The following is a 26,902-nucleotide window of genomic DNA, read 5'->3' on the forward strand; positions in this document are numbered from 1 at the left end:
CATGCTCCCCCTCACCTCCCGCTTCTCGTCCCTCCCCGCCGCCCAGGGCCTCTACCGGCCGGACAGCGAGGTCGACTCCTGCGGCGTCGCGATGATCGCGACGCTCCGCGGCACCCCCCAGCACCGCATCGTCCAGCACGCCCTCGAGGCACTGCGCAACCTCGATCACCGCGGCGCGGTCGGCGCCGAGGAGAACACCGGTGACGGCACCGGGATCATGGTCCAGCTGCCCGACGCCTTCCTTCGCGAGGTCAGCGGCCTGGACCTGCCGCCGCTGGGGCAGTACGCCGCCGGCATCGCCTTCGTGCCCCGCGAGGCCGACGGCCGCGCCGCCGTGCTGGAGACCCTCGAGCGCGTCGCCGCCGAGGAGGGCCTGCGCCTGCTCGGCACCCGCGAAGTGCCCGTGACCGACGGGCTCGTAGGCCCCTCGGCCGAGGAGGTCCGCCCAGACTTCGTGCAGGTCTTCCTCGCCGACGCCCGCGCCGAGCGCACCGGCCTCGAGCTCGAGCGGGCCGTCTTCGCCACTCGCCGCCGCGTCGAGCACGCCACCGAGGGCTACTTCCCCTCCCTCTCGACCCGCGTGATGGTGTACAAGGGGATGCTCACCCCCGTCCAGCTCGACGAGTTCTACCCCGATCTGCGCGACCCCCGCTTCGCCTCCGCCCTCGCGATCGTCCACTCGCGCTTCTCGACCAACACCTTCCCCGCCTGGCCGCTCGCCCACCCCTTCCGCACCCTCGCGCACAACGGCGAGATCAACACGGTGATCGGCAACCGCAACCGGGTCCGTGCGGCCGAGGGGTCGATGGCCACCGACGCCTTCGGCGAGGACTTCTCCCGCCTGCTGCCGATCACCACGCCCGGCGGCTCGGACTCCGCGGGCCTCGACGAGGTCGCCGAGCTGCTGCACCTCTCGGGCCGCTCCCTGCCCCACGCGCTGATGATGCTGGTGCCCGAGCCCTGGGAGAACGACGAGTCGATGGACCCGGACCTGCGGGCCTTCTACGAGTTCCACGCCGCGCTCCAGGAGCCCTGGGACGGGCCCGCGGCCGTCGTCTTCTCCGATGGCACGCAGGTCGGCGCGCGCCTGGACCGCAACGGTCTGCGTCCGCTGCGCTACTGGGTGATGGAGGACGACCTGGTGATCCTCGGGTCCGAGACGGGGCTCGTGGACGTCCCCCGCTCCGAGGTGGTGCGCACCGGCCGCATCGCGCCGGGAGAGATCTTCCTGCTCGATCTCGAGGCGGGCGAGATCGTGCCCAGCGACGAGCTCAAGCACGAGATCGCCACCGCCCGCCCCTACGCCACCTGGGTGAAGGAGCAGAAGGTCGCGCTCGGTGACCTGCCCCGGCGCGAGCACATCACCCACTCCCGCTCCTCCGTGCTGCGCCGCCAGCAGACCTTCGGGTACACGGAGGAGGAGCTGCGGGTGCTGCTCGCCCCGATGGCCGCCAAGGGCGCCGAGCCGCTCGGCGCCATGGGCACCGACACCCCCATCGCGGTGCTCTCTGACCGTCCCCGGCTGCTGTTCGACTACTTCACGCAGATGTTCGCGCAGGTCACCAACCCGCCGCTGGACTCGTTGCGCGAGGAGATCGTCACCTCGCTCGGGGTGAGCATCGGCCGGTCCCGGAACCTCCTGGACGCGACCCCGCAGCATGCCCGGCAGCTGTCGCTTGATGCTCCGGTGCTGGACAGCGACCAGCTCGCGCAGCTGCTCGCGGTCGACGCCCACCCCGCCACGGCCGACTTCCACACCGTGCGGCTGCGCGGCCTCTACCCGGTCGCCGGCGGCACCGCCGCGCTGCGCGCACGGCTCGAGGAGATCTGCGAGGAGGCCGTCGCCGCGATCGACGACGGCGCGACCTTCCTGGTCCTCTCCGACCGCGACACCAACCAGGTCCTCGCCCCGATCCCCTCGCTGCTGATGACCAGCGCCGTCCAGCACCACCTGGTGCGCACAGGCCGACGCACCTCCGCCGCGCTCGTGGTCGAGGCCGGGGACGTGCGCGAGGTGCACCATGCGGCGCTGCTCATCGGCTACGGCGCCAGCGCGGTCACCCCCTATCTCGCGATGGAGAGCGTCGAGGAGCTCGTCGAGCGCGGGGTGGTCAGCGACCTCAGCCCCGAGCAGGCCGTCGCGAACCTCGCCAAGTCGCTGTCCAAGGGTGTCCTGAAGATCATGTCCAAGATGGGCATCTCCACGGTCGCCTCCTACCGCGGCGCCCAGGTCTTCGAGGCCGTGGGCCTCAGCCAGGAGCTCGTGGACACCTGGTTCCCGGGCACCATCAGCCGCATCGGCGGCATCGACCTCGAGGTCATCGCCGAGGAGATCGCCGCCCGCCACGCCCTGGCCCATCCGGTCGACGGCGTGCACCCGCCCCACCGAAGCCTGCCCGTCGGCGGCGAGTACCAGTGGCGCCGCGAGGGCGAGCCGCACCTGTTCACGCCCGAGTCGGTGTTCCGCCTGCAGCACTCCACCCGCGCGAGGAAGTACGACGAGTTCCGCGCCTACACCGACGCGGTCGACGAGCAGCACGAGCGGCTGCTGACGATCCGCGGGCTGCTGCGCCTGCGCACCGACGACTCGCCCGCGATCCCGCTGGAGGAGGTCGAGCCGGTCGAGTCGATCACGCGACGCTTCATGACCGGTGCGATGAGCTACGGCTCCATCTCCCAGGAGGCCCACGAGACCCTCGCGATCGCCATGAACCGCCTGGGCGGCATGTCCAACAGCGGCGAGGGCGGCGAGGACCCCGAGCGCCTGCACGACCCCGAGCGGCGCAGCGCCATCAAGCAGATCGCCTCCGGCCGCTTCGGCGTGACCAGCGAGTACCTGACCTTCGCACGCGACATCCAGATCAAGATGGCGCAGGGCGCGAAGCCCGGTGAGGGCGGACAGCTCCCGCCCGAGAAGGTCTACCCCTGGATCGCCCGGACCCGCCACTCGACCCCCGGCATCGGACTGATCTCCCCGCCCCCGCACCACGACATCTACTCGATCGAGGACCTCGCCCAGCTGATCCACGACGCGAAGAGCGCGAATCCGGCCGCGCGCGTGCACGTCAAGCTCGTCTCCCGCTTCGGGGTCGGCACGGTCGCCACCGGCGTGTCGAAGGCCCATGCGGACGTCGTCCTCATCTCCGGGCACGACGGCGGCACCGGCGCGAGCCCGCTGAACTCCCTCAAGCACGCCGGCACCCCCTGGGAGCTCGGCCTCGCCGAGACCCAGCAGACCCTGCTGCTGAACGGGCTGCGCGACCGCATCACCGTCCAGGTCGACGGGCAGATGAAGACGGGCCGCGACGTGGTGATCGCGGCGCTGCTCGGGGCCGAGGAGTACGGCTTCGCCTCCGCGCCGCTGGTCGTCACCGGCTGCGTCATGATGCGCGTCTGCCACTTGGATACCTGCCCCGTCGGCGTCGCCACCCAGAACCCCGAGCTGCGCGCCCGCTACGCGGGCCGGGCCGAGCACGTGGTGACCTTCTTCCAGTTCGTCGCCGAGCAGGTGCGCGAGCACCTCGCCGCGCTCGGGCTGCGCTCCCTGGACGAGGCGATCGGGCGCACCGACCTCCTCGCCCTGCGGGAGGACCAGCGGGCGCTCACCGCGCTCGGCGAGGCGAAGCGCGAGGGCCTCGACCTCGCGGCCGTGCTCGCCGCGCCCGAGATCCACCCCGGCGACTTCCCGCGCCGCCGCCGCGGCCAGGACCACGCCCTCGAGAAGGCCCCTGACCATCCCTGGATCGCCGCGGCCGAGGAGGTGATCGACGCCCGCGCGGGCACGGTCCGGATCCCCGGGCAGGTGCGGAACATCGACCGCAGCGCGGGCACCCTGCTCGGCCACGAGGTCACCCGCCGCACCGACGGCGCGGGCCTTCCCGACGACGCGATCGTGCTCGAGCTGACCGGCACCGGCGGACAGTCCTTCGGGGCGTTCCTCCCGCGCGGCGTGAGCATGCACCTCACCGGCGACGCGAACGACTACGTCGGCAAGGGGCTCTCGGGCGGCGTGATCGCCGTCGGCCACGGCGCCGGCACCGGGCCCTCGCTGACCTCCGCCCCGATCGCGGGCAACACCTGCGCCTACGGCGCCACCAGCGGCCGCCTGCTGCTGGCGGGCGCCGCGGGGGAGCGGTTCGGGGTGCGCAACTCCGGCGCGACCCTGGTGGTCGAGGGGATCGGCGACCACGGCGCCGAGTACATGACCGGCGGCGCCGTGATCGTGCTCGGCCCGACCGGCCGCAACCTCGGCGCCGGCATGAGCGGCGGCACCCTGTTCGTCCTGGACCTGGACCCCTCCTGCCTGAACCCCGCCGACGCCCGGGGATTCTCCGTCGCCCCCGTGCGCGCGGAGCACCGAGGCTTCGTCCTCGAGGCGCTGCGCGACCACCTGGCCCGCACCGGCTCCGACCGGGCGGCCGCGCTGCTGGCCGACGAGGAGGAGCTGATGGGGCGCCTCACGGAGATCGCGCCCCGCGCCTTCCTCACCATCACCGCGATCCGGGACGACGCGGTGGCCCAGGGGCTCGACCCCGATGCGAACGATGTCTGGAACGAGATCATGGAGGCCACCCATGGCTGATCCCCGAGGATTCCTGCGCACCCGCGACCGCGAGCTGCCCGCCCGCCGCCCGGTGCCGGTGCGCCTGATGGACTGGCGCGAGGTCTACGAGGCCCGCGAGAAGGGCACCCTCTCGGTGGTCTCCCGCCAGGCCGGGCGCTGCATGAACTGCGGCATCCCCTTCTGCCACCAGGGCTGCCCGCTGGGCAACCTGATCCCGGAGTGGAACGACCTGGTCTACCGCGACGACTGGGCGGAGGCCGCCGAGCGGCTCCACGCGACCAACAACTTCCCCGAGTTCACCGGCCGCGCCTGCCCCGCCCCCTGCGAGTCCAGCTGCGTGCTGGGCATCAACCAGCCGCCGGTGACGATCAAGAACGTCGAGGTCTCGATCATCGACCGCGCCTTCGAGGAGGGCTGGGTGCGCCCGGTCCCCGCGACCCGGCACACCGGCCGCTCCGTCGCGGTCGTCGGCTCCGGACCGGCGGGCCTCGCCGCCGCCCAGCAGCTCACCCGCGCCGGCCACGCCGTGGTCGTGCTCGAGAAGGACGACCGCCTCGGCGGGCTGCTGCGCTACGGCATCCCCGAGTTCAAGCTCGAGAAGCGGCACGTCGACCGTCGCCTCGCCCAGATGCGCGAGGAGGGCACCCGCTTCCGCACCGGCGTCGACGTCGGCGGGACCGGCGAGGGCGCGCTGTCCGTCGAGGAGCTGCGCTCGCGCTTCGACGCGGTCGTGCTCGCCACCGGCGCGAGCGTGCCGCGCGAGCTGGCCGTCCCCGGCCGGGAGGCCGCCGGGATCCACCCCGCCATGGAGTACCTCACCCAGGCGAACCGCCTCGTCGAGGGCGACTGGCTGGGGGAGCGGATCTCCGCCGAGGGCAAGGACGTGGTGATCATCGGCGGCGGCGACACCGGGGCCGACTGCCTCGGCACCGCGCTGCGCCAGGGCGCCCGCTCGGTGACGACCCTCGCCATCGGCACCCAGCCGCCCAGCGAGCGGGACGAGTCCCAGCCCTGGCCCACCCACCCGGTGCTCTTCGAGGTCTCCACCGCCCACGAGGAGGGCGGCGCACGCTCCTATCTCGCCTCCACCACCGGCTTCGAGGTCGACGCGGACGGCGCCGTGACGGGCCTGCGCGTGGCCCGGACGCAGTTCGTCGACGGCCGCCGCACCCCCACTCCCGGCACCGAGACCGTGCTCCCCGCCACCCTGGTCCTGATCGCGATGGGCTTCACCGGCGCGAAGGGGCAGGGGCTGATCGAGCAGCTCGGTGTGGAGATGACCTCACGCGGCACCGTCGTGCACGACGGCTCCTGGGCCACCTCGGCGCCCGGCGTCTTCACCGCAGGCGACTGCGCCCGAGGCCAGAGCCTCATCGTGTGGGCGATCGCGGAGGGCCGCTCCTGCGCGGCGGCGGTCGACGAGCACCTGATGGGCACCAGTTCCCTCCCGCGCCCCGTGCGCCCCGGCGAGAAGCCCGTCACAGTGTGAAAGACTAGGCGGAGTACACGCGACGCCGCGGCCCTGTCACGGCGCTCGCGCGCTGTCCACCGGGCCGCGGCCCTTCACTCGAACTACAGATGGGTTGACATGCGCAAAGCGAAGATCGTCTGCACCCTTGGTCCCGCGACCAACACCTACGAGCAGATCCGGACGCTGATCGAAGCCGGGATGAACGTGGCGCGGATGAATCTCAGCCACGGCACTCACGAGGACCACGAGCAGGTCTACGCCAACATCCGCAAGGCCTCCGACGACCTCGGCAAGAACGTCGCCGTGCTCGTCGACCTGCAGGGCCCGAAGATCCGCCTGGGCAACTTCGCGGACGGCCCCCACATCCTCGAGGTCGGCGACACCTTCACGATCACCACCGACGACATCGTCGGCACGAAGGAGCGCGTCTCGACGACGTTCAAGGGCCTGCCGGGCGACTGCCGCCCCGGCGACGTGCTCCTCATCGACGACGGCAAGGTCTCCGTGCGCGTCACCGACGTCACCGAGACCGACGTGACCACCGTCGTGGAGGTCCCCGGGCCCGTCTCCAACCACAAGGGCATCAACCTGCCCGGCGTGGCCGTCTCCGTCCCCGCCATGAGCGAGAAGGACATCGCGGACCTCCGCTGGGGCCTCGCCCTCGGCGCGGACCTGATCGCCCTGTCCTTCGTGCGCGACGCCCACGACATGGACGACGTGCTCCGCATCATGCAGGAGGAGGGACGCCGCGTCCCGGTCATCGCGAAGATCGAGAAGCCGCAGGCCGTGCGCGCGCTGCGCTCGATCGTCGGCGCCTTCGACGGCATCATGGTCGCCCGCGGCGACCTCGGCGTGGAGCTCCCGCTCGAGCAGGTCCCGCTCGTGCAGAAGCGCGCGATCGAACTGGCCCGCCGCAACGCGAAGCCCGTGATCGTGGCCACCCAGGTGCTCGAGTCGATGATCGAGAACCCGCGCCCCACCCGCGCCGAGGCCTCCGACTGCGCCAACGCCATCCTCGACGGCGCCGACGCGGTCATGCTCTCGGGCGAGACCAGCGTGGGCAAGTACCCCTTCGAGACCGTGCGCACCATGGCGCGCATCGTCACGAACACCGAGGAGAACGGCGCCGACCGCATCCTGCCGCTGGGCACCATCCCGCACACCCGCGGCGGTGCGATCACCCGCGCGGCCTCGGAGATCGGCGACCAGCTCTCCGCGCAGTACCTGGTGACCTTCACCGAGTCCGGTGACACCGCGCGCCGCCTCTCGCGGCTGCGCCCGACCATCCCGCTGCTGGCGATGACCCCGTACCCCGAGGTCGCCCGCCAGCTGTCCCTCACCTGGGGCGTCGAGGCGCACCTGGTGCCGATGCAGAAGGACACCGACGAGATGGTCACCGTCGTCGACGAGCTCCTGCGCGAGCAGAAGGGGCTGCAGAAGAACGACCTGGTCATCATCGCGGCCGGTTCGCCCCCCGGCGTCCACGGCTCGACCAACACCCTGCGCGTGCACCGCATCGGCGACCTCGACGGCACCGAGTCGGCCCGCATCGAGGCCGACCGCATCGCCACCGGGCAGTGACCGCCGAGCAGTGACCTGCGGGCGGAGGCCCGTCCGGTCCGGGGGAGGCCCCGGACCGGCGACGGCGCCCGCGGCCGATGGCCGCGGGCGCCGTCCCGTGCGTACCGGGTGCGGGACTCGAACCCGCACGCCCTTGCGGACAGCGCATTTTGAGTGCGCCGCGTCTACCATTCCGCCAACCCGGCCTGCCCTCAGGCGTCGAGGGCTGGACTAGGATACCGCTGATGACCACCGGCCTCCGCCGACGGGTGCAGGGCACCCGGGCGCCGGCCCCGACCGAGACACAGGGCGACATGACTGACGACTTCACCGAACTTCCCGACGACGCCCAGGACACCGCCGCCGCGGGTGATGCACCGCGCCGCACCGCGGTCGTCGCCGAGGACGAGAGCCTCATCCGCATGGACATCGTCGAGACGCTCACCGAGGCGGGCTTCGACGTGATCGCCGCCGTCGGCGACGGCGAGAGCGCCATCGAGAAGACCCGGGAGCTGCGCCCCGACGTCGTGATCCTCGACGTGAAGATGCCGCAGACCGACGGCGTCACCGCCGCCGAGAAGATCGGCGAGGAGAACCTCGCCCCCGTCGTGATGCTCACCGCCTTCTCGCAGTCCGAGCTGGTCGAGCGGGCCCGCGACGCCGGCGCGATGGCCTACGTCGTCAAGCCCTTCACCCCGGCGGACCTCCTGCCGGCCGTGGAGATCGCGATCTCCCGCCACCAGCAGATCGTGCAGCTCGAGTCCGAGATCGCGGACCTGGGCGAGCGCTTCGAGACCCGCAAGCGCGTGGACCGCGCCAAGGGACTGCTGCAGACCAACATGGGCCTGTCCGAGCCGGATGCCTTCCGCTGGATCCAGAAGACCTCCATGGACCGTCGACTGACCATGCGCGAGGTCGCCGACGCGGTCGTCGACCAGCTCGGCGGCCAGGGCAAGGACTGAGGGCCGGCAGGCACCAACGACCGGCGCGCGGGGGCGCGCCGGTCCTGCGGAGGGGGACACCGAGCAGATGAGCATCACGCGACGCACGCTCGTGCGCGGACTCGGGGCCGGTGTGCTCGGCGCCGGGGCGCTGAGCGGCTGCAGCCAGGGCGGCGGGATCGGCCGCGGGAGGCGCCGTCGGCCCACCACCACCGAGCCCACCGCGGGTGACCTCGAGGAGCCCGACCAGCCGCTCGTGATCGGGCAGATCGGCGCCTCCTACGGCCGGATGGCGAGGTTCGAGGAGGCGATCGCGGTCTCGATCGACGAGGCGAGGGTCGACGTCAACGCCCGCTGGGAGGGTCTGTTCGGCCAGGAGGTCGTGCTCCTGGAGCGCCACGTCATGGAGGCGCCCGGCGAGGACCTCGCCCCGGTCATCGCCGAGATGGCCGATGCCGGCGCCACCTGTGTGATCACCTCGATCGACGAGGAGTCCCTGATCGCGGCGATGCCCGCGCTGGTCGAGGCGCAGCTGGCGATCCTCGACGTGCTCACCTCCGGGATGGGCGTCCGCGCGGCCGAGGTGAAGACCTCGAACCTGCTGATCCGCCTCGCCCCCAACGACCGCGTGATGGCGGCCCGCTACGCCGAGGAGGCCCTCGGCGGCGGGGGAGGGGAGAAGTCCGGGCCCGCCGGCACCGTTGCCTATCTCTCCGAGGACACGCTCCAGGGACGCAGCCTCCTGAACGAGATGACGCAGGTGCTGAACCCCTCGAGCGGCCGCGTCGTCAGCCAGCAGTTCTACGAGGTCGGGAAGATCGGCGACATCGGCGCCCGGGTGAAGGCGGTCCTCGAGTCCCCGCCCGCGCTGCTGGTCGCCAACGGCGGGGCGGAGCTCGCCCCGTTCCTCTCGGCCCTGCACACCGCGACCCTGGACGAGGGCAAGAGGCCCAGGATCGAGTTCCCGCGGCGGGTGTCGCCGGCGGCGACGATCGACTACTCGCAGGAGCCGGTGGCGAAGGATCTCGCCCCCGAGTCGCTGACCGCCGTGACCGGCTACGAGCCGGGCGGCGAGATCACCGTCGGCCACGAGAACATGATGCTCAACCGCAACCCCGAGTTCCTGCGGCGCGGCTACGCCTACTCGCAGCACGGCTACGACGCGCTGGTGATGCTGTGCCTCGCGGCGCAGCACGCCCTCTCTGTCGAGGGCACCGCCCTCGCCGCGGCCCTGAACGCCGTCCTCACCGGCAGCGAGGAGTGCACCGACTTCGAGGAGTGCCGCCGGGTGATGACCACGGCGATGGAGGCGGGGGAGAAGGCCACCGTCACCTACGTCGGCCGGATGGGGAAGGTCGAGCTCGGCGGGCAGTCGGACGCCCGGATCGGGCAGCTGCGGGAGTACACCTGGAACGAGGCGAACGTGATGCAGCCCGGCACCGCCGGAGGCTTCGAGGCGCCCGAGTGAGGCGCGCCCGGGCGGCGACGGCGCCGCTCAGCGCGGCGGCAGCAGCTGCGTCGCGACCGTGATCGTGCTCAGCAGGGTCCCGGCCTCGTCGTGGACGTCCACCAGATAGCTCGCGACCTGACGACCGAGATGGCGCGGGGTGCACGTCGCGGTGACCCAGCCCTCGCGCGCCGAGCGATGGTGCAGGGCGGAGACCGAGGTGCCCACGGCCTGCGCCCCCTCGCCGTGCACCTCGCGGGCGCGCAGCAGCGCCGCGACCGAGGCGATCGATTCGGCCAGCGCGATCGTCGCCCCGCCGTGAAGCAGCCCGGCCGGCTGGGTGCTGCCCGCGACCGGCATCCGCATCGTGCCGCCGCTCGGGGAGAGGGTCAGCACCTCCATGCCCAGCCGCTCCACGAGCGTCCCGGCGAAGGACGCCTCGAGCTGGGCGGCGAGCCGCGCGTCCAGGGGCGCCGGCGCCGCCTCGGTCGCGCCGACAGGGGCGGTGGCGGGGTCTGCGGGGCGGATGCGCTGATCGGACATGCCCCCGAGACTGCCACAGCCCGCCGGGTGCGCGGAGGCGATCGCGACATGGGAGACTGCTCCTCATGAGTGCGAGCGACACCGATGACCAGCGCCTCCTTCTGATCGACGGCCACGCGATGGCCTTCCGGGCCTTCTTCGCCCTGCCCGCGGACGGTTTCAGCGACGGCCGCGGCCAGGCCACCAACGCCGTCTACGGCTTCACCCGCATGATCATCAACGTCGTCGCCTCCGAGCGGCCCACCCATCTCGCGGTGGCCTTCGACCTGCCCGGCGGGACCTTCCGCGACCGCATCTACGACCAGTACAAGGGCGGCCGCGACGAGACCCCGCAGGCCTTCCACGGCCAGATCGGCCTGATCCAGCAGGTGCTGGACGCGCTCGGCGTGCGCTGGCTGACCTACGAGGACTACGAGGCCGACGACATCATCGCCACCCTCGCCACGCGCGCGGAGCGGCAGGGCCACGAGGCGCTGATCGTCTCGAGCGACCGCGACGCCATCCAGCTGGTGGGGGAGAAGGTCACCCTGCTCCAGCCCGTCAAGGGCGTCACCGAGATGCGGCGCATGACCCCCGCCGCCGTCGAGGAGAAGTACGGGATCCCCCCGGAGCGCTATCCGGACCTCGCCGCGCTCGTCGGCGAAGCGGCGGACAACCTCCCCGGCGTCCCCGGCGTCGGCCCGAAGACCGCCGCGAAGTGGATCGTGCAGTACGACGGGCTCGAGGGCGTGCTCGCGCACGCCGAGGAGATCAAGGGCAAGGCCGGCCAGTCCCTGCGCGACCACGTCGAGGACGTCGAGCGCAACCGGCTGATGAACGCCGCCTTCACCACCCTCGAGCTGCCCGAGGACCCCGGGCACTACGCCCTCGGCGGCGGGGACCGCACCCGCGTGCTCGAGGTGTTCGACGACCTCGCCTTCGGCGACACGATCCGCCGCGACCTCCCTGCCGCGCTGCTGGGCGAGGACGTGGCCGAGGAGGCGACCCCCGAGCCCGCGGCCGACGTGCTGCGCCTGCGCGATGCCGCCTCCCTCACCTCCCTGCTCGGCGAGGAGGACGCCCCGCTCTCCCTCGACCTCGTCGAGGACGTGCGCGGCGGGGCGCTGCTGGGCCTGGCGACCCCGGAGCAGGCCGGCGCCGCCGCGCTCGGCGCCCTGGACTCCGAGGCCTCCGAGCTGCTCGGCGCGGCCCTCGAGGGCTCCCGGGAGCTGCGTATCGCGGACGTCCCCGCCCTGCGCGAGCGCCTGGCGGAGAACGGCTACCGGCTCGGGGACGGGGTGCGCGACCTGGCGCTGGAGTCCTTCGTGCTCCGCCCCGGCGCCCGCAGCTACGACACCGAGGCTCTCGCCGCGGATCTCGCGGGCGCGAGCTTCGAGCCGAAGCCGCGCAAGCCCGCCGAGTCGACCCTGAAGAAGGAGAGCGCGGAGACCCGCGCCGAGCACGTCGCCCGGGCCGAGGACCGCCTCGCGAGCGCCGTCTCCGCCCTGCACCCGGCCGCCGCGGAGCTCGCGGACCGGATCGAGGCCGCCCCCTGGGCGCGGAGCATCCTCGATGACCTCGAGCGCCCCCTCCAGCGGGTGCTCGAGACGATGCACACCCGCGGCATCGCGATCGACCACGCCGCGCTGCAGTCCCTGCGCGACGAGTTCGAGGGCTTCGTCGCCCAGGCCAAGCGCGAGGCCGGCGAGATCGTGGGGGAGGAGGTCAACCTCGCCTCCCCGAAGCAGCTGCAGGTGGTGCTCTTCGAGACCCTCGCCCTGCCCACCACGCGCAAGATCTCCTCCGGCCACTCCACCGACGCCGAGTCCCTCACCGATCTCATGGAGTCCCTCGACCCGGACTCCGCCGGCCACCGCTTCCTCTCCTGGCTGCTGCGCTTCCGCGAGATGAGCAAGCTGACCGGCTATCTCGTGGGCCTGGACAAGGAGATGGACACCGGCTCCCGCGTCCACACCACCTTCCAGCAGACCGCCGCCGCGACGGGCCGGCTCGCCTCGACCGAGCCGAACCTGCAGAACATCCCCGTGCGCACCTCCGAGGGTCAGCGGATCCGCGACGTCTTCGTCGCGGGCGAGGGCTTCGAGTCGCTGATGACCGCGGACTACTCGCAGATCGAGATGCGCATCATGGCCCACCTCTCCGAGGACGAGGGGCTGATCGAGGCCTTCCGCTCCGGGGAGGACCTCCACAACTTCGTCGCCTCGCGAGTGTTCGGCGTGAGCCCCGACGCGGTCGATCCGGCCATGCGCTCCAAGACCAAGGCGGTCAGCTACGGCCTCGCCTACGGGCTCTCCGCCTTCGGCCTCTCCCGCCAGCTGCGGATCTCCCGCGCGGAGGCGACCGCGCTGCGCGACGGCTACTTCGAGCGCTTCGGCGGGGTGCGCGACTACCTCCACCGCAGCGTCGAGAAGGCCCGGGAGACCGGCTACACCGAGACGATCCTCGGCCGGCGCCGCTACCTCCCGGACCTCACCAGCGACAACCGGCAGCGCCGCGAGAACGCCGAGCGGGTCGCGCTGAACTCCCCGATCCAGGGCAGTGCCGCGGACCTCATCAAGCTCGCGATGCTCGCCGTCGAGGAGCGGATGCGCGAGGCGGGGCTGCGCTCGCGCATGCTGCTCCAGGTCCATGACGAGCTCGTGCTCGAGGTCGCCCCCGGCGAGGTCGAGCAGGTGCGGGAGATCGTCGAGGACGGCATGGACTCGGCCTACGAGCTCTCGGTCCCGCTCGAGGTCGGCATCGGGGTGGGACGCACCTGGCGCGAGGCGGCCCACTGAGGACTGGTGCCCCCGTCGCCGCCCCGTCGCCGGACGGGGCGGACATCACACCGGCGCGCCGCGGAGCGCTCGCCGGAACCCTCGCGCGCCGGGGTGGATCGCTGGTAGGCTGTCGGAGGCTTGTGCGCCCCGGTGCACGAGCGAACCGCCCTCCCGGCCCGGACCCCTGGTCCCGCCGACGGGCGGAGCACGTCCCCCGACCCTACTCATTTCCTGTCCCGACGGAGTCCTTACCTACATGACCGACACCACGACCCCCCAGATCGCCATCAACGACATCGGTGACGCCGACGAGCTCATGGCCGCCATCGATGCCACCATCAAGTACTTCAACGACGGCGACATCGTCGAAGGCACCGTGGTGAAGGTCGATCACGACGAGGTCCTCCTGGACATCGGCTACAAGACCGAGGGCGTCATCCCCTCGCGCGAGCTGTCCATCAAGCACGACGTCGACCCGGCCGACGAGGTCGAGGTCGGCGACGAGATCGAGGCCCTCGTCCTCCAGAAGGAGGACAAGGAGGGTCGCCTGATCCTGTCCAAGAAGCGCGCCCAGTACGAGCGCGCCTGGGGCTCGATCGAGCAGATCAAGGAGGACGAGGGCGTCGTCACCGGTCGCGTCATCGAGGTCGTCAAGGGCGGCCTCATCGTCGACATCGGCCTGCGTGGCTTCCTCCCGGCCTCCCTCGTGGAGATGCGCCGCGTCCGCGACCTGCAGCCCTACGTCGGCCAGGAGATCGAGGCGAAGATCATCGAGCTGGACAAGAACCGCAACAACGTGGTCCTGTCCCGCCGCGCCTACCTGGAGGAGACCCAGTCCGCGGTCCGCTCCGACTTCCTGCAGACCCTCCAGAAGGGCCAGGTCCGCGAGGGCGCCGTGTCCTCGATCGTCAACTTCGGCGCGTTCGTCGACCTCGGCGGCGTCGACGGCCTGGTGCACGTCTCCGAGCTGTCCTGGAAGCACATCGACCACCCCTCCGAGGTCGTCGAGGTGGGCCAGAAGGTCAAGGTCGAGGTCCTGGACGTCGACATGGACCGCGAGCGCGTCTCCCTGTCGCTGAAGGCGACCCAGGAGGACCCCTGGCAGCTCTTCGCCCGCACCCACGCCATCGGCGAGGTCGTGCCCGGCAAGGTCACCAAGCTCGTCCCCTTCGGCGCGTTCGTCCGCGTCGAGGACGGCATCGAGGGCCTCGTGCACATCTCCGAGCTGGCCCAGCGCCACGTGGATCTGCCCGAGCAGGTCGTCACCGTCGACCAGGACGTCTTCGTCAAGGTCATCGACATCGACCTCGAGCGTCGCCGGATCTCCCTCTCCCTCAAGCAGGCGAACGAGGGCGTGGACCCCGAGGGCGACGACACCACCTTCGATCCCGCGCTCTACGGCATGGCCGCGGAGTACGACGCCAACGGCGAGTACAAGTACCCCGAGGGCTTCGACCCGGAGACCAACGAGTGGCTCGAGGGCTACGACGCCCAGCGCGAGGAGTGGGAGGCCCAGTACGCGGCCGCCTACGAGCGCTGGACCGCCCACAAGGCCCAGGTCGCCGAGGCGATCCGCGCCGACGAGGAGTCCGCGAACGCTCCGGCCGCCGCGTCGACCTCCTCCTCCTCCTCCGAGTCCGCGCCCGTCGCGCAGTCCTCCTACCAGTCGAGCTCCTCGGACGAGGGCACCCTCGCCTCCGACGAGGCCCTGGCCGCGCTGCGCGCCAAGCTCACCGGCAACTGATCCTCGGATCACCGAACGGCCCGGTCCCCGCGACTCGCGGGGGTCGGGCCGTCCCCGTTCCCGACCTTCGGGCGTCCCCGATCCGGGAGCATCACGGCAGGGCACACTAGGGTCATGACCACTTCTCTCGAGTCTCACCCGATCCACACCTGGCTCACGGACATGGACGGCGTGCTCGTCCACGAGGAGTCCGCGCTGCCCGGCGCCCCCGAGTTCATCGCGGCACTGCAGCAGTACGGGCGGCCCTTCCTGGTGCTCACCAACAACTCGATCTTCACCCCGCGCGATCTCCGGGCGCGCCTGGCCCGCAGCGGCATCGACCTCCCCGAGGAGTCGATCTGGACCAGCGCGCTGGCCACCGCCCGCTTCCTCGCCGAGCAGCAGCCCGGCGCCTCCGCCTACGTGATCGGCGAGGCCGGGCTCACCACCGCCATCCACGACGAGGGCTTCATCCTGGCCGACAGCGACGTCGAGTTCGTGGTGCTCGGGGAGACCCGAACCTACTCCTTCGAGTCCATCGCCCGCGCCATCCGGCTGATCAAGGGCGGCGCGAAGTTCATCGCCACGAACCCCGACGTCACCGGGCCCAGCGCCGAGGGCCCGCTTCCGGCGACCGGCTCCGTCGCCGCGATGATCACGGCCGCGACCGGGATCCATCCGTACTACGTCGGCAAGCCGAACCCGCTGATGATGCGCACCGCCCTGAACCGCATCGGAGGCCACTCGGAGACCTCGGTGATGATCGGCGACCGGATGGACACGGACGTGAAGTCGGGGCTCGAGGCGGGCATGCGCTCGATCCTCGTCCTCACCGGCTCCACCGACGTCGACGAGATCGCGCAGTTCCCCTTCCGCCCCACCGCGGTGCTGGACGGCATCGCGGACGTGGTCCCCTTCGTCGAGCGGCTGACCCCGCACGAGGCAGTCGAGCTCGACGAGGACTGACATCACGGGGCCGGCATCGGTGCCCGGACCGGATCGACAGCTGCGGTCCGGCCTGCGCGGCCCGCTCTGTGAAGATCCGGTGATGCCGTCGTACGGGTTCCGCGAGCCGGACTTGACCCCGGGCGATCGAGCTGGAAAGGTCACGACCAGCCCGCCGGAGGGTCAAGGAACGGCAAACGCCCAGGGGCAGTGGAGGAGTCCACGTCCCGACCGTCCGGAGGAGCCCGTGGGGACAGATGCTCCCCCGACGCACTCGGAAGGAGACGACGATGACTCGTCGGCACCAGGTCAGGACCCTCGCCGCGCTCGGCCTCGGCGCCCCGCTGCTCGTGGGGCTCGGCATCGGAGGATTCTCGCAGGCGGTCGCGACCACCGCCGCGCCGCCCGCCCAGGACGTGCCCGCCGCGGTCGCCGCACCCGCCGAGCGGACGGGTTCGGAGGAGGACACCGCGGGGGAGGGCGGCACCGCCGGGGAGGCGACCGCCGCCCCGAGCGACGTCTTCACCACGGGCTCCCAGGAGTTCGCCCGCGCCGACCGGAGCACGATCACGGCGGAGGACGTCGCCTCGCAGCTGTACGGCTACGCCGCGGACCCGAGCCTGAGCGACGAGGCCACGTGCACCGACGGCCTCGCCCTGGACCAGCCCGGCGCGGTCACCCGCTGCACCGTGATCGGCTGGAGCGGCGAGCAGGAGACCTACTACGGCTACATGGCGCCGGCCGGCGTCGCCGAGGCCGACTACTGGCTCTACTTCAGCAAGGACGCCCCTCTGCCCGAGGAGGCCGCCGCGACGCTCAACGACGGGCTGAACGGCACCGGCGCCTATCCCGTCTGGGGAGAGGAGCAGGAACAGTCCACCACGCTCTCGGGGGACGTCGCCGTGGAGCGCGCGAACTTCGTGCTCGACGGCTTCGGCCGCGAGGACCTCACGGTCACCTCCGTCGAGGGGGAGGTGGATCTCACCTCGACCGCCCCGGTGCGAGGCACCGCCGTGGAGGACGGCTCCGGTCGCACCGTCGGGGTGACGCTGCTGCCGATCCCCACCGACGGCGAGGCGCCGGCGATGATGATCAGCATCGACGGACCCTGATCCTCGCTCCGCTCCCCGCCGGTCAGCCGCCCGCGGGGCACCTCTGAGCCCCCGGGCGGGCGTCCGCACGGCGCGGACGCCCGCCCGGACGTCGTCCCGCTCATGAGATGATCGCCGACATGCTGCGCTGGCTCACGGCCGGGGAATCCCACGGCCCCTCCCTCCTCTCCCTGCTCGACGGCGTCCCCGCCGGGATCGAGCTGACCAGTGACGACCTGAAGGAAGCGCTCGCGCGCCGCCGCCTCGGCCACGGCCGCGGCAGCCGTCAGAAGTTCGAGCAGGACGTGCTGACGATCCACGGCGGGCTCCGCCACGGCCTCACCCTCGGCTCCCCGCTCGCGATCGAGATCGCGAACTCCGAATGGCCGAAGTGGGAGAAGGTCATGAGTGCGGACCCCGTCCCGCGCGAGGACCTGCTGATCGACGCCGGCACCGGCGACGAGCGCGAGATCGCCCGCAACCGCCCCCTCTCGCGCCCCCGCCCCGGCCACGCCGACCTCTCCGGGATGCTGAAGTACGGCTTCGACGAGGCCCGGCCCGTGCTCGAGCGCGCCAGCGCCCGCGAGACCGCGGCCCGCGTCGTCGCCGGCCGCGTCGCCACGGCGCTGCTCGAGCAGGCCGCCGGCATCCGGCTGGTCTCCCACACCCTCTCCGTCGGCTCCGTGTCCGTGCCCGAGGACGCACCGCTGCCCACCCCCGACCACCTCGAGCAGCTCGACGCCGATCCGCTGCGCTGCTTCCACGAGGGCACCTCCGCCGCGATGGTCGACGAGGTCGACTCCGCGAAGTCCGACGGCGACACCCTCGGCGGCGTCGTCGAGGTCCTCGCCTACGGCCTTCCCGTCGGCCTCGGCTCACACACCCAGTGGGATCGCAAGCTCGATGCGCGCCTCGCCCAGGCCATCATGTCGATCCAGGCCATGAAGGGCGTCGAGATCGGCGACGGCTTCGCCACCGCCGCCCGCCGTGGCTCCGTCGCCCACGACGAGATCCTCGTCGCGCCCTCCCCGCGCGGCGAGCGCTCCGCCTTCCCCCGCGCCACCAACCGCGCCGGCGGCCTCGAGGGCGGGATGACCAACGGCGAGGTGCTGCGCGTGCGCGGGGCGCTCAAGCCGATCTCCACCGTCCCCCGCGCGCTGCGCACTGTCGACGTCTCCACCGGCGAGCAGACCACCGCCAACCATCAGCGCTCCGACACCTGCGCGGTCGCGCCGGCCGCCGTGATCGCCGAGGCCGTGGTCGCCCTGACCCTGGCCGACGCGCTGCTGGAGAAGGCCGGCGGGGACAGCATCGACGAGATCCGCGCCCACCTCGAGGGCACGCTCGACCTCCAGGCCGGGCTCGCCCGCCGCGGGGAGGACTCCGCCTCGTGACCGGTCCCGTGGCCGTCCTGATCGGTCCGATGGCCGCCGGGAAGACCAGCGTGGGACGCGCCCTGGCCGCACGCCTCGGCGTCCCCTTCGCCGACCTCGACGCGCTCATCGTCCAGGAGGCCGGACGCACGATCCCGGACATCTTCGCGGACGAGGGGGAGCCCGCCTTCCGGGAACGGGAGGCACGCTCGCTCGTCCGCGCCGTCGCGCACCAGCGGGGCGTGCTCTCCCTCGGCGGCGGCGCCCCGATGCACGCCGGCGCCGCCTCGACGCTGCGCGACCTGCCCGTGGTGCTGCTCGAGATCGACGAGGAGACGGTCGCGCGCCGGCTCGCCCACGGCGTCGGCCGCCCGATGCTGTCCGGCGAGGACCCCATGGCCCGTTGGCGCGAGCTCGCCGCCGCCCGGGCGGAGACCTATCGTGGACTGGCGACCCATCGCATCGACGCCGCCCTCGGCAGCCCGGACCGGGTGGCCCTCGCCATCATCGACGCCCTGCAGCTTCAGAGGCCCGCGCGCCCCCAGGAGGAGACCGAATGAGCACCACCGTCATCCCCGTCACCACGCCCACCGGCGGCTACGACGTGCACGTGGGACGGGGCCTGCTCGAGCAGATCCCCGCCCTGGTGCCCGAGCGCGCCCGGCGAGTGGTGATCGTGCACCAGCCGAGCCTGCGCGACGTCGCCGAGCAGGTCCGCGCCGGCATCGAGGAGACGGGGCGGCAGTCCTTCGCCGCCGAGGTCCCCGACGGCGAGGAGGCCAAGACCGCGCAGGTCGCCGGGTTCCTGTGGGGCGTGTGCGGCCAGGCCGAGATCGGCCGCCAGGACCTCGTGATCGGGCTCGGCGGCGGCGCGGCGACGGATCTCGCCGGCTTCGTCGCGGCCTCCTGGCTGCGCGGCGTCGACGTGCTCCAGGTCCCCACCACCGTCGCCGCGATGGTCGATGCGGCCGTGGGCGGCAAGACCGGCATCAACACGGCCGAGGGGAAGAACCTCGTCGGCGCCTTCCACCCGCCGATCGCCGTGGTCGCCGACCTCGACGTGCTGGGAGGGCTCGGTCACAACGACGTCGCCGCCGGACTCGCCGAGGCGGTCAAGGCCGGCTTCATCGAGGACACCGCGATCCTCGACATCGTCGAGCAGGACCCCGCCGCGGTGCTCGACGTCTCCACCGACGCCTTCCGCGAGGTGATCGAGCGGGCCATCCGGGTCAAGGCCCGCGTGGTCTCCGCGGATCTGCGCGAGAGCGGGGAGCGGGAGATCCTCAACTACGGCCACACCCTCGCCCACGCGATCGAGCGCAACGAGCGCTACCAGTGGCGCCACGGTGCCGCCGTGAGCATCGGGATGATGTTCGTCGCCGAGCTGTCCCACCTCTCCGGCAAGCTCTCCGAGGCCGAGGTGGACCGCCACCGGAGCATCCTCACCTCGCTCGGCCTGCCCGTCACCTACCGCGACCGTCAGTGGCCGAAGCTCGAGGACGCGATGAAGCGGGACAAGAAGACCCGCGCCGGCCTGCTGCGCTTCGTGGTCCTGGACCGGATCGGCTCGGTCTCCCGGATCGAGGGGCCCGACCCCGCGCTCCTGCTGAGCGCCTACGCCGCGATCACCGACGACTGAGCACGCCCGAGCAAGGAGGAGCAGCATGACCGAGCATCCCGGCACCGCCGCGCAGGACGACCCCGCGGACCGGCCCGGCACCGCGGACCGGCCCGGCCCCGCCGTGCAGGAGGGGATGGTCGATGTGCGCCGCCGCACCGCGACCGTGCGCGGCGTCGAGTTCGGCCGCGGACGCCCCGAGATCATCGTGCCGCTGGTGGGCGACGACCTCGACGCCCTGCTCACGCAGGCCGAGGCGGCGACCGCGACCCCGGCCCGCGTGGTCGAGTGGCGCCTGGACCGTCTCCGTCCCGACCTCGAGGACGCCGAGCACCACCGCGAGGCGGTCCTCGCCGCGCTCGGCCCGCTGCGCGCCGCCCTCGGCGCCGACCGCGCCCTGCTGGTCACCTTCCGCACCACCGCCGAGGGCGGACAGAGGCCCTACGGCCCCCGCGCGCTCGTCTCGCTGCTGGAGGCGCTGATCACAGGTCGCCGGGCGGGGACGCAGTCCGCCGTCGACCTCGTCGACATCGAGACCTCGCACGACCCCGCGGTGGTCGCCTCGGTCATCGACTCCGCCCGTCGTCACGGCATCGCCGTGGTCGGCTCCTTCCACGACACGGAGGGCACGCCCGACGAGGAGACGATCGCGGGGATCCTGCGCGAGCAGCGACGCCTCGGCGCGGACATCCCGAAGGTCGCCGTCACCCCGCGCACCTCCCGCGACGTGCTCACCCTGCTCTCGGCGAGCCTCACCGTCGCCGAGGAGCAGACAGGGCCGCACATCGCGATCTCCATGGGCACCCTCGGGGCGAGCAGCCGCGTGGCCGCCGAGGCGTTCGGCAGCTGCGCGACCTTCGCGACCGCAGGGGAGGGGTCCGCGCCCGGCCAGCTCGGCGCGGACGACGTCGCCCGGATGATCGAGCTCCTGCGGCCCTGACCCGTTCCGGTCCGGCGCCTCGGCGCTCCGGACTGTCCGCGGTGGGGCCGGCGCGCCGACGCCCGGCAGCACAGCCGCCTCAGCGCGGCGAGGCGGTCCCGGGGTCCTGTTCCTCGCGCCGCTCGTTCTCGGCGGTGCCGGGCAGCTCCGCCGGATCCGGGAAGATCCGGTCCTCGTAGTCGCTCGCGTCGAGGTCCTCGGCCGTGGCGTCCTCGGCGAGGTCGTCGTGCGCGACGTCGACGGCGGGGATCGCCCCGGTCTCCTGCGCGACCCGCTCCCGCTCGTCCTTGCGGGTGCGGCGCACCAGCTGCTTCAGCTGGGTCGCGGACATCGTCACCTGCCACTCCTGATGGGCGGGCAGCGACCAGCGACGCCACGCCGCGACCCCGGCGAGCAGCGCGCCGACGGCGACCGCGACCAGCACCGTCGGGGAGGGCAGGCCGAGGGCCAGCACCAGCCAGGTCAGCACCGCGGTGACCAGCGCGCCGGTCGCGTACAGCGGGCCGCCCCCGAAGACCTGGGGGATCCTGCCCACCAGCACGTCGCGGATCACGCCGCCGCCCACCGCGCTGGTGACCCCGAGCAGGATCGCCGGCAGCGTGTCCAGGCCGTAGCCCAGGGACTTCGCCGTGCCGGTCGCGGCCCACAGCCCCATCGCCGCGATGTCCAGCGCCGTCACCAGGCGGCGCCACCAGGGGCCGTCCGCATGGATGACGAAGGTGAACATGGCTCCGCCGAGGGCGCAGGTGAGATACCAGGGCCCGTCGAAGGCCGCCGGGGTGCCGTAGTCGAGGATCAGATCGCGCACCAGACCGCCGCCGAGCCCGGCGACGATGCCGATCACCGCGAAGCCGACCGCGTCGAAGTTCAGGCGGGAGGCGATCGCACCGGCCGCCACGCCCATCACGAACACGCCCACGAGGTCCAGCACGCGGAGGAAGTCGTTGGTCACGAGCAGTTCAAGAGGGTCCACCCCAGCACCGTAGTCCGTGCAGGCAGGAGCGTGAACGGGCCCGTGACCCGGCCGACCCGCCCTACCATCGGACCATGCCCGGCAGCATTCCTCCCTCTCGTCCTGACCGCCCCCTGCGGATCGGCCTCACCGGCGGCATCGGCGCGGGCAAGTCGACCGTCGCCGCGCTCTGGCGGGAGCGCGGCCTGCGCGTGATCGATCTGGATGCCCACTCCCGGGCCGTCCTGGACGTTCCGGGGGACGGGGTCGAGGAGGCGATCGTCCGCTTCGGCGAGGGAGTGCGGAACCCGGCCGGCACGATCGACCGCGCCGCCATGGCCCGGATCGTCTTCGCCGATGCCGCGGCCCGCGCGGACCTCGAGCAGATCGTGCTCTCCCGCGTGGACCGGGCGGTCGCGGAGGAGGAGGCCGAGGCGGCCGCGTCGGGGGAGCGGGTCATCATCCACGACAGCCCGCTGCTGCTGGAGAAGCACGGCGAGTCCGGCTACGACGCGGTCGTCGCGGTGCTCGCCCGGCGAGAGGACCGCATCGAGCGGGTGGTCCGGGACCGGGGCAGGGACCGCGGCTATGTCGAGTCGGTCATGGCGGCGCAGGCCACCGATCTCGAACGGATCCGCCGTGCGGACCGCCTGGTGCTGAACACGGCCGATCGACCCGCTCTGCTCGCGCGCTCCGGCCGTGCCCTCGACGCGGTCCTCGAGGAGCACGACCTCCGCACCTGATCGCATCGGCCCCGGCCGACCCGGTGCCGGGCGCCGCCTGTGCGCTGCCCCACCCGGCACCGCGGGGCCGTCGGCCCTGAGCGGACAGAGGCCCCGCACCGTGTCCTCCGTCGGCCCCGGGTCGTAGGCTCGTCCTCATGCGTCCCGTCACCGATCTGGTCCGCGCCGAGCACCCCTTCGAGGTCGTCTCCGAGTACTCGCCCTCGGGCGATCAGCCGCAGGCGATCAAGGAGCTCACCAAGAGGATCAACGACGGCGAGCAGGACGTGGTCCTGCTCGGCGCGACCGGCACCGGCAAGTCTGCGACGACGGCCTGGCTGATCGAGCAGGTGCAGCGTCCCACCCTGGTCATGGCGCACAACAAGACCCTCGCCGCGCAGCTCGCCAGCGAGTTCCGGGAGCTGCTGCCGCACAACGCGGTGGAGTACTTCGTCTCCTACTACGACTACTATCAGCCCGAGGCGTACGTCCCGCAGTCGGACACCTACATCGAGAAGGACTCCTCGATCAACGCCGAGGTGGAGCGGCTGCGGCACAGCGCCACCAACTCGCTGCTGACCCGCCGGGACGTGGTCGTGGTCTCCTCCGTCTCCTGCATCTACGGCCTGGGCACCCCGCAGGAGTACGTGGACCGGATGGTGCAGCTGAGCGTCGGCGACCAGCTGGACCGTGACGAGCTGCTGACCCGCTTCGTGGACATGCAGTACGACCGCAACGACGTGGCCTTCGAGCGCGGCACCTTCCGGGTGCGCGGGGACACGGTCGAGATCATCCCGATGTACGAGGAGCTCGCGATCCGCATCGAGTTCTTCGGCGACGAGATCGATGCGCTCTACACCCTCCATCCGATGACCGGCGAGGTCATCCGGCAGGAGGACCACATCCACATCTTCCCCGCCTCCCACTACGTCGCCGGTCCCGAGCGGCTCTCCCGCGCGATCGGCACGATCGAGGAGGAGCTCGCCGAGCGGCTCGAGGAGCTCGAGGGGCAGAACAAGCTGCTCGAGGCGCAGCGCCTGCGCATGCGCACCACCCACGACCTCGAGATGCTGCGGCAGATGGGCTCGACCAACGGGGTCGAGAACTACTCCCGCCATCTCGACGGCCGCGCGCCGGGCACCGCCCCGAACACCCTCATGGACTACTTCCCCGAGGACTTCCTGCTGGTCATCGACGAGTCCCATGTGACCGTCCCGCAGATCGGCGCGATGTACGAGGGGGACCGCTCCCGCAAGCGCACCCTGGTGGACTTCGGCTTCCGCCTCCCCTCGGCGCTGGACAACCGGCCGCTGACGTTCTCCGAGTTCACCGAGCGCACCGGCCAGACCGTCTACCTCTCCGCCACCCCCGCCGAGTACGAGCTGAACCGCGCCCACGGCGTGGTCGAGCAGATCATCCGGCCGACGGGGCTGGTGGACCCCGAGGTGATCGTCAAGCCCGTCAAGGGCCAGATCGACGACCTGCGCGAGGAGATCGAGAAGCGGGTGCAGCGCGACGAGCGCGTGCTCGTGACCACGCTGACCAAGCGCATGGCCGAGGACCTCACCGACTTCCTGCTCGAGAACGGGGTGCGGGTCCAGTACCTCCACTCCGACGTGGACACCCTGCGCCGCATCGAGCTGCTGCGCTCCCTGCGCAAGGGCGAGTACGACGTGCTGGTCGGAATCAACCTGCTGCGCGAGGGCCTGGACCTGCCCGAGGTGTCCCTGGTCGCGATCCTGGACGCGGACAAGGAGGGCTTCCTCCGCTCCCGCACCTCGCTGATCCAGACGATCGGCCGTGCGGCCCGTAACGTCTCCGGACAGGTGCACATGTACGCGGACACGATCACCGACTCGATGCAGGACGCGATCGACGAGACCAACCGTCGCCGCGAGAAGCAGATCGCGTACAACACCGAGCACGGCATCGACCCGACCCCGCTGCGCAAGCGGATCGCGGACGTCACGGACATGCTGGCCCGCGAGGACATCGACACCGACACCCTCCTGGCCACCGACTACCGCTCCGGGAAGGAGAAGGTGGCCCAGGACCGGGCGCGCGCGAACGCCGTCGACTCGATGCAGGGTCGCCAGATCGACCTCGGCGATGATCCCGTCGGCGCGCTGACCGGCATGATCGACGAGATGACCGCGCAGATGCACCAGGCCGCGGAGTCGCTGAACTTCGAGGTCGCGGCCCGGCTGCGCGACGAGGTGCAGGAGCTGAAGAAGGAGCTGCGGGCCGTGCAGCGGTCCTGATCCGATGACGACGAGGCGCGGGCGCGCGCTGAGCGCCGTGCTGACCGCCGGGCACCGGCTGCGCCGGTTCTGGTGGCGGGTGCGCCGGCCGCGCACCTTCGGCGTGAAGGTGCTGCTGCGCCATCCGGAGCAGCCCGAGCTGATCCTCGCCGTGCGCCACTCCTACGTGGACCAGCACCGGTGGGCGCTGCCCGGCGGACGCTTCCGCCCTGCCCAGGAGACCCCCTCCGACGCGGCGCGCCGCGAGGTGCACGAGGAGCTCGGCCTCCGCATCCGGGACGATCTCGCGGAGCTGAGGACCCTCGAGGCGAGGACCGAGGGCAAGCGCGACACCCTCACGCTCCTGTCCGGGACCGCCGACGGGGTCGAGGTGCGCACCTCCCTCGAGCTGCGCGAGGCCCGCTGGCTGCGCACCGACCTCGCGGACGTGCCGGCCGGGGACCCGGTCTCCCGCTGGCTCCGCCTTGCGCTCGAGGTCGGCACCGGCCGGGCCGACGACGGGACGCCCGGATCGGACTGAGCCTCACCCCTCCAGCTGCGCGCGACGGGGTCGACAAGTCGCAGCGGCGGGCTCAGGCGGGGCGCCGCCTCGTCAGCGCTGCGGATCCTCGGCGCGCTCCCAGCTCTCGACCGGCCCGGGGACCACCTCGAACAGCGGATGCGCCGTCGGCCCCGCGAGCGAGTTCGCGCGCTCCCAGCGCTCCGGACTGCGCTCCTCGAGCTTGTGGAGCAGATGCCGCCACTCGAGGTCGAGCTGCCCGCTGGTGACCGGGATCCTCGGCACCTCGACCCTGCTGACGACCGCGCCGGCAGAGGCGCCGTGGGCCGCCTCTCCGCTGGCTGCTCCGTCCTTGACCGACCGGGCGGGCCGACGGTCGATGCGGGAGCGGTCGAAGCGGTACCCGCGCGTCGACGCCTCCTCGGCGAGGACCTCGAGATACGCGCCGACCGATACGAGGGGATCGGCCTGCGCGCGGAAGCGCTCGAGCTGGGGATGGGATCGGTAGCCTCGCGTGCGCCCGGCCAGCACCGCCTGGGCCAGCAGCGTCTCCCGCCAGCAGCCCGTGAGGCCCTGGCGGTCGAGGTGACGGGGGTGCAGGGACCACAGGCGCATCGGGCCATCCTCCCTCATCCGCCGAGGCAGGCGAAGGTCGCGCCGCGCACCGACGATCGTCGTCGGTCACGCTCAGGCTCTCCCGATAGCGTCATGAGCACGCCACGCCCCGCGGTGCGCGACCCGTCCCGCCGCGAGAGAAGGAGGACCCCGTGCCCCAGTCCCAGCGCTCCCGGATCCTGTCATTGGCCGTCGGCACCGCCGCCGCGTCGGGCCTCGGGATGATCCCCGTGCACCGTCTCCCGCGCCCCGTGCGCGCCGGCTACGTCGCGCTTCCCGCGGTGCTGACCACCGGCGTCAGCCTCCTGGCGCAGCAGGGGCGCCCGGACCCGTCGGCCGACGACGACCCGAGTGCTCACGGCCTGCGGCCGCCGACGGTCCCCGAGACCGCGATCTCGCTCGCCCTCGGCGGCCTGATGGTCGGGGCGGGCGTCGCGGGCCTGCGCCTGGACGGCGGGGCGGAGAACTTCCTGCGGCGCCGCGGCGTGCCCGCACCTCGGCTCTGGATCGGACTCGCCACCGGTGCGGTGACCCTGGCCTCGGCCCTCTTCGACGAACGCACCGCCGAGCCCGGCGGCACGTCGACGCAGGAGCAGGTCCTCGCGCTCCTGACCCGCGAAGACCCGATGGCCCTCGCCCCGGGCAGGGATGGTGTGCCCGAGGACGAGTACGCCCCGGAGGCGGAGGCGATCGCAGAACTGCTGGGCACCGGCGCCGCGCCCACTGCCGCCCAGCTCGACGAGGTCTGGGAGCAGTGGTTCTCCCAGCCGCTCAGCCCGCTCCTCGGCACCGGCCGCATGGACTCGCTGCTCGAGGCGCTCTCCGCACTGGCCCCGGAGGATCCCGGCGCGTAGTGCCCGCGGAGAACAGCGGAGGTC

At 72.5% G+C, this 26,902-nt stretch carries 20 protein-coding genes and 1 tRNA gene; 17 read left to right on the forward strand and 4 right to left on the reverse strand.

Features of this window, described 5'->3' with window-relative positions; genetic code table 11:
- Position 1 precedes the first annotated feature (1 nt).
- The 3 genes from gltB (at position 2) to pyk (ending at position 7,616) form a co-directional block, all read left to right on the forward strand.
- Positions 2-4,582 carry a glutamate synthase large subunit gene (gltB, locus tag DS079_RS15020; RefSeq protein WP_126988616.1) on the forward strand — a complete coding sequence of 1,527 codons (4,581 nt, stop codon included), beginning with the start codon at positions 2-4 and terminating at the stop codon, positions 4,580-4,582.
- Entirely contained in the window at positions 4,575-6,053 is a 1,479-nt protein-coding gene (locus tag DS079_RS15025; protein ID WP_126988617.1) for a glutamate synthase subunit beta, read from the forward strand. The genes gltB and DS079_RS15025 overlap by 8 nt, the downstream gene beginning before the upstream one ends.
- A 99-nt stretch (positions 6,054-6,152) precedes the next feature.
- Entirely contained in the window at positions 6,153-7,616 is a 1,464-nt protein-coding gene (gene pyk / locus DS079_RS15030) for a pyruvate kinase (RefSeq protein ID WP_010550670.1), read from the forward strand.
- A gap of 102 nt (positions 7,617-7,718) precedes the next feature.
- Here pyk and DS079_RS15035 read toward each other — a convergent pair.
- A tRNA-Leu gene (locus DS079_RS15035) sits at positions 7,719-7,801 on the reverse strand.
- Between the two features lie 39 nt (positions 7,802-7,840).
- Between DS079_RS15035 and DS079_RS15040 the strand changes: the two genes are divergently transcribed.
- Both DS079_RS15040 and DS079_RS15045 read left to right on the forward strand, forming a co-directional pair.
- Complete coding sequence (locus DS079_RS15040; RefSeq protein WP_126988618.1) at positions 7,841-8,557, forward strand: ANTAR domain-containing response regulator; 717 nt, start codon at positions 7,841-7,843, stop codon at positions 8,555-8,557.
- A gap of 67 nt (positions 8,558-8,624) precedes the next feature.
- Positions 8,625-10,004 (forward strand): ABC transporter substrate-binding protein, encoded by a 1,380-nt coding sequence (locus tag DS079_RS15045; protein WP_126988619.1) that lies wholly within the window; start codon positions 8,625-8,627, stop codon positions 10,002-10,004.
- Positions 10,005-10,031: 27 nt separating this feature from the next.
- Here the strand turns inward: DS079_RS15045 and DS079_RS15050 are convergent, their stop codons facing one another.
- Positions 10,032-10,526 carry a hotdog fold thioesterase gene (locus tag DS079_RS15050; protein ID WP_126988620.1) on the reverse strand — a complete coding sequence of 165 codons (495 nt, stop codon included), beginning with the start codon at positions 10,524-10,526 and terminating at the stop codon, positions 10,032-10,034.
- A 65-nt stretch (positions 10,527-10,591) separates the two neighbouring features.
- Between DS079_RS15050 and polA the strand changes: the two genes are divergently transcribed.
- The 8 genes from polA to aroD all read left to right on the forward strand — a co-directional run bounded on the left by polA (position 10,592) and on the right by aroD (position 20,975).
- Positions 10,592-13,303: a DNA polymerase I gene (polA, locus tag DS079_RS15055; protein ID WP_126988621.1), complete on the forward strand. Its 2,712-nt coding sequence runs from the start codon at positions 10,592-10,594 to the stop codon at positions 13,301-13,303.
- Between the two features lie 238 nt (positions 13,304-13,541).
- Positions 13,542-15,029 carry a 30S ribosomal protein S1 gene (gene rpsA, locus DS079_RS15060; protein ID WP_126988622.1) on the forward strand — a complete coding sequence of 496 codons (1,488 nt, stop codon included), beginning with the start codon at positions 13,542-13,544 and terminating at the stop codon, positions 15,027-15,029.
- Between the two features lie 114 nt (positions 15,030-15,143).
- Positions 15,144-15,974 (forward strand): HAD-IIA family hydrolase, encoded by an 831-nt coding sequence (locus tag DS079_RS15065; protein WP_010550676.1) that lies wholly within the window; start codon positions 15,144-15,146, stop codon positions 15,972-15,974.
- Positions 15,975-16,243: 269 nt separating this feature from the next.
- Complete coding sequence (locus DS079_RS17175; protein WP_164736276.1) at positions 16,244-17,065, forward strand: hypothetical protein; 822 nt, start codon at positions 16,244-16,246, stop codon at positions 17,063-17,065.
- A 119-nt stretch (positions 17,066-17,184) separates the two neighbouring features.
- Complete coding sequence (aroC, locus tag DS079_RS15075) at positions 17,185-18,438, forward strand: chorismate synthase (RefSeq protein WP_126988646.1); 1,254 nt, start codon at positions 17,185-17,187, stop codon at positions 18,436-18,438.
- Positions 18,435-18,977: a shikimate kinase gene (locus tag DS079_RS15080; protein WP_010550679.1), complete on the forward strand. Its 543-nt coding sequence runs from the start codon at positions 18,435-18,437 to the stop codon at positions 18,975-18,977. Before aroC ends, DS079_RS15080 begins: the two co-directional genes overlap by 4 nt.
- Positions 18,974-20,056: a 3-dehydroquinate synthase gene (gene aroB, locus DS079_RS15085; RefSeq protein ID WP_010550680.1), complete on the forward strand. Its 1,083-nt coding sequence runs from the start codon at positions 18,974-18,976 to the stop codon at positions 20,054-20,056. Before DS079_RS15080 ends, aroB begins: the two co-directional genes overlap by 4 nt.
- Positions 20,057-20,081: 25 nt before the next feature.
- Complete coding sequence (aroD, locus tag DS079_RS15090) at positions 20,082-20,975, forward strand: type I 3-dehydroquinate dehydratase (protein ID WP_126988623.1); 894 nt, start codon at positions 20,082-20,084, stop codon at positions 20,973-20,975.
- 79 nt (positions 20,976-21,054) lie between these two features.
- Here the strand turns inward: aroD and DS079_RS15095 are convergent, their stop codons facing one another.
- Positions 21,055-21,948, reverse strand: coding sequence for a trimeric intracellular cation channel family protein (locus DS079_RS15095; protein WP_126988624.1), 894 nt, complete (start codon positions 21,946-21,948; stop codon positions 21,055-21,057).
- A gap of 74 nt (positions 21,949-22,022) precedes the next feature.
- Here DS079_RS15095 and coaE point away from each other — a divergent pair, with 74 nt between their 5' ends.
- The 3 genes from coaE (at position 22,023) to DS079_RS15110 (ending at position 25,430) form a co-directional block, all read left to right on the forward strand.
- Positions 22,023-22,670 (forward strand): dephospho-CoA kinase, encoded by a 648-nt coding sequence (gene coaE, locus DS079_RS15100; RefSeq protein WP_126988625.1) that lies wholly within the window; start codon positions 22,023-22,025, stop codon positions 22,668-22,670.
- Between the two features lie 137 nt (positions 22,671-22,807).
- On the forward strand, positions 22,808-24,910 hold the full coding sequence (gene uvrB / locus DS079_RS15105) for an excinuclease ABC subunit UvrB (RefSeq protein ID WP_126988626.1): 2,103 nt from the start codon (positions 22,808-22,810) through the stop codon (positions 24,908-24,910).
- Between the two features lie 4 nt (positions 24,911-24,914).
- Positions 24,915-25,430, forward strand: a complete 516-nt coding sequence (locus tag DS079_RS15110; RefSeq protein ID WP_126988627.1) for an NUDIX domain-containing protein — start codon at positions 24,915-24,917, stop codon at positions 25,428-25,430.
- Between the two features lie 72 nt (positions 25,431-25,502).
- On the opposite strand, the gene DS079_RS15115 is transcribed toward DS079_RS15110, so the two are convergent.
- Complete coding sequence (locus tag DS079_RS15115) at positions 25,503-26,024, reverse strand: pyrimidine dimer DNA glycosylase/endonuclease V (protein ID WP_126988628.1); 522 nt, start codon at positions 26,022-26,024, stop codon at positions 25,503-25,505.
- Positions 26,025-26,176: 152 nt separating this feature from the next.
- On the opposite strand from DS079_RS15115, the gene DS079_RS15120 reads away from it, so the two are divergent.
- Positions 26,177-26,878 (forward strand): hypothetical protein, encoded by a 702-nt coding sequence (locus DS079_RS15120; RefSeq protein ID WP_126988629.1) that lies wholly within the window; start codon positions 26,177-26,179, stop codon positions 26,876-26,878.
- The last annotated feature ends 24 nt before the right edge of the window (positions 26,879-26,902 follow it).

This window comes from Brachybacterium paraconglomeratum, from assembly GCF_003994255.1.
In the GTDB taxonomy this organism is placed as follows: Bacteria; Actinomycetota; Actinomycetes; order Actinomycetales; family Dermabacteraceae; genus Brachybacterium; species Brachybacterium conglomeratum.